The sequence below is a fragment of the Flavobacterium sp. ZB4R12 genome (genome assembly GCF_048276375.1).
In the GTDB taxonomy this organism is placed as follows: Bacteria; Bacteroidota; Bacteroidia; order Flavobacteriales; family Flavobacteriaceae; genus Flavobacterium; species Flavobacterium gawalongense.
The window spans coordinates 1-3,308 of the sequence record NZ_JBLNKS010000042.1 but is presented as its reverse complement, the minus strand read 5'-3'; the positions used below and the strand labels follow the sequence as shown (position 1 = coordinate 3,308).

The 3,308-nt window shown below is 31.8% G+C and carries 3 protein-coding genes; all 3 read right to left on the bottom strand.

Going from position 1 to position 3,308, the window contains the following annotated elements:
- Positions 1 to 1,005: 1,005 nt before the first annotated feature.
- Genes ACNO7W_RS16275 through ACNO7W_RS16265 form a run of 3 tightly spaced genes read right to left on the bottom strand, consistent with a single transcriptional unit; the run spans position 1,006 to position 2,377 of the window.
- Complete coding sequence (locus ACNO7W_RS16275) at positions 1,006 to 1,566, bottom strand: IS630 family transposase (protein WP_417938914.1); 561 nt, start codon at positions 1,564 to 1,566, stop codon at positions 1,006 to 1,008.
- Between the two features lie 16 nt (positions 1,567 to 1,582).
- Positions 1,583 to 2,074 carry a helix-turn-helix domain-containing protein gene (locus ACNO7W_RS16270; RefSeq protein ID WP_417938913.1) on the bottom strand — a complete coding sequence of 164 codons (492 nt, stop codon included), beginning with the start codon at positions 2,072 to 2,074 and terminating at the stop codon, positions 1,583 to 1,585.
- 51 nt (positions 2,075 to 2,125) lie between these two features.
- Positions 2,126 to 2,377, bottom strand: a complete 252-nt coding sequence (locus ACNO7W_RS16265) for a transposase (RefSeq protein WP_314898473.1) — start codon at positions 2,375 to 2,377, stop codon at positions 2,126 to 2,128.
- Positions 2,378 to 3,308 lie beyond the last annotated feature (931 nt).

Below are 3,308 nucleotides of genomic sequence, written 5' to 3'. Positions count from 1 at the left end.
CGTAAAAAAATGAAAAAATAACTAAAAAAAATATCTAATTTTAACCACAGAAAACATCATTAAAAAAGTGGTACACTTTGTACCGGAATAGGTGGTACAGTTTCGCCGGAATACCTAATTGAACAGATTAAGTTGTAAATTTTAAACATGGAATCTATCGGTTACAATGGCTCCTTTCTTTCCTTTGGTATTTTTATTAGTCAAAATGGTATATAGTTTGCCATTAGAAAGTGAGGTCTCGCCTAAACTTAGATATTTGCTTAGGTTTTTACTAAACAGCAACCATTTTTTAGTATGCGTTTTTTGTGTCCAATTTTTAAAATCACTTAAATGATTTTATAATGATACTGTAGTTTTTTATCATTGGCATTGTTGTAATAGCTCCCGAGTTTACTGGCGCTTACAGCATTGTTATCCAATGATACCTTTTAAAAAAGACGCGAATTCAGAAGTTATTCGTGTCCCTTTAGCTACGATTTCCCAATCTCTTTTATTACCCCACTCTCTAAAGTCCATCGTTGTCGTTTAATGTGAAGGAGTACTGATTTGCCTCGAAGGGGAAAGTCTTCAACTGTAATTTCCGGAGTGAAGCCTTTGGATTTGGCTAACTTGAATTTATATTCTTCAGGTATGATGTTTTTTCCCTAGGTAAAAGTGTGCTTTTCTTTTTCTAGTTTGTGAGATGCCGGGTCAAAATAATCTAGTATTCCTTCGGGTAAAAAATAAATAGCTAATTCTAAATCCAAAACATGTTTTTTTAGTAATGCAAATCTAGTTATTTAAATATTTGTCCCCAACTTTTTGGCTTGATCCGAAATCTTTGTATTGATGTTGTAATTTTTTGCCAGAAACTCCATAGAAAGAAGCAATAGCATTAAAATTATTTGGTCTGGAATCTATTGATTTCTTTTAGAAAAGAAGCAAACTCTTGTGTTACCCAAGTCCCCGTCTGTTACTAAATTCCAATCCCTAAATACGTTTTACCAATATCTTCATTAATACCATTTAAACTTTAAAAACACTGGAAAAGGTTCTTGTATAAAAATCATACCCTGTAATCGATTTTATCAAGTCTCCCTCTAGGTTATTTATTAGGTCATCCATTTTGCTTTCAAGAATTTCCAATGTATCAAACAGCTTCATCGCTATTTTGTCTTTCATCCATTGCCAAACCTTTTCTGCAGGGTTCAATTCAGGACAATAAGGCGGAATCGGCATTAATACTATGTTTTCCGGCAAAATTATATCTTTCGTTGAGTGAAATCCCGCATTGTCTATCACTATAATTTTAAGTTCTTCAGGCTTATGCTTGCTAAAGTCTTCCAAATGTTTAATGAACAATTCTTTACAAACACCTGTTGTTGTCATACAAAAACTTTCTCCTGTAATAGGAGAAAAACTTCCCCATAGCCACTTGTATTTGTAGCTGTGCATATATTCCCCAATTGGTTTTATACCTCTTGCAGAAACTACTCGTTTCTGCTTAGTTATTAGACCAAAACGGCTTTCATCTTGAAAGTACAGATTAACAGAAGTGACGCTGTTTTTATTTAGACCTAATCTAATTTGTTTTAAGGAAAATCTAAGGTTTTTTAAAAAGCTCCTCAGCTTTTTTATCCTTTTTGTGATGTGATTTCCTAGCCACTTTTAGTTTAGACTTATATTTACGTTTACAATGAGAGTATAAAGCTCCATATGCTATTTTCTCACCTAACTCTTCCTCTATAATTAACTGAAGTTCAAGATAAGACGTTATAGTTGTCTCTACGTCTAGGATTTTTTTAGCGATAAGTTCTAAAGCTTTATCCGAAATTGTTCTGGTATTATTACCTCCGCTACTTACTTTAAGAAGAGATGAAAGTCCAGACTGACTATATTCCTGTATCCATTCTCGCACGGTTTTCTCAGTCCTACCTAATTTTTTAGCTATATCACTTTGGAAATGATATTTTCCCTCCTTAATATAAATCAAAACTTTTAAGCGGTCTTTTTTAAGTTCCCCTTTTGCTTTGATGTGCTCATTGCTCAGAAATTCTAAGCTTTCAGTTATCTCTATTTTTATCTTTTTTGGCATACGCCAAATTTACAAATTATAACAGTAAATTCAAAGACAAAATGGTATAAGTCATCTTTTACCTGTGATATGAAGATACACTTGATGTCCACGAATAGGAAAGTCTTGAACTGTTATCTCATCAAAGAATCCTTTTGAACTTAGTTTTTCATGGCGATGCTCTCTTGGAATAGAGTTGCTCTCTTTTAAATACAAATGAAGTACTTCTTGCTCTTTTTTATAAAAAGTTAACTCGAAATATTCGACGATTATCTCCGGTAATAATAACTTGATAAGTTCGCTATAGGAATCTTGTATTTGCATCTGATTTGGAAATACAAATATCTCCTTTTTTATATTTCTCCATAACTTTTAGACTTGATCTAATTTTTTACCAATAACTTAGTTGATAGTGTTATCAGTATTATAATTATTTGGGCTAGAGTCTATTGATCCCTTTTTTAAAAAAAACAAACTCCTGGGTTGTTCGATTTTTACTTCTAACTAAATTTTAATTTCTAAAAATAGCTTTAGTAGTGCTATTATAGAGTCATATGAAGATATACTGGAAAATCCTGAACAGTTATCTCATCAAAGAGCCTTTCGGAGCTTAATTTGTGTTCTCGATATTCTTTTGGAATAGAATTAATCTATTTTAAGTAGTGATGAAGGACTTCTTGTTCTTTTCTATAAGAAGTTAACTCGAAATATTCGAGGATTATCTCGGTTAATAATTATTTGATTAGTTCGCTATAGGAATCTTGCATTTATGTTTAATTTGAAAATACAAAGATTTTTTTTGATTTTTCCCTATAACTTTTAGGATTGATGCAGATTTGCATCTTTTTGTATAATGGGTCGGCTATTCGCTACGTGTCCTTACCAAATTGCGTTTCAATTCCATTTTCTTGCGGGTTTACTAAATTCTGGTTGCATTATATTATATAGTATGTAGCTTGTATCAATGCTATTTATTGTTGGTACAACAATTTACAATCCGACTAAAATCGCTATAAATCGGAGTTTCGAGTCAGATTAGATAAATAAAGAAGAGAATAATAAAGTTATACTATATATAGTATGGTACAGCAAAGAGCGAAGATTGGAAGGATCTGTGTCATTGAATACAAATCAACCTAAAAAACTTTGCTATTCAAGAACCAAGATACCAGCGAGTTAAAGAAAAAGACAAGAAAACGTTAAAAAAAAGTGATTAAAAAGCTTGAATAACTGAATAAAGGTGCTACTTTTGCAC

Coding starts and splice junctions, on each gene's coding strand:
- ACNO7W_RS16265 (WP_314898473.1), bottom strand. CDS start 2,377: ATGCAAATACAAGATTCCTATAGCGAACTTATCAAGTTATTATTACCG.
- ACNO7W_RS16270 (WP_417938913.1), bottom strand. CDS start 2,074: ATGCCAAAAAAGATAAAAATAGAGATAACTGAAAGCTTAGAATTTCTG.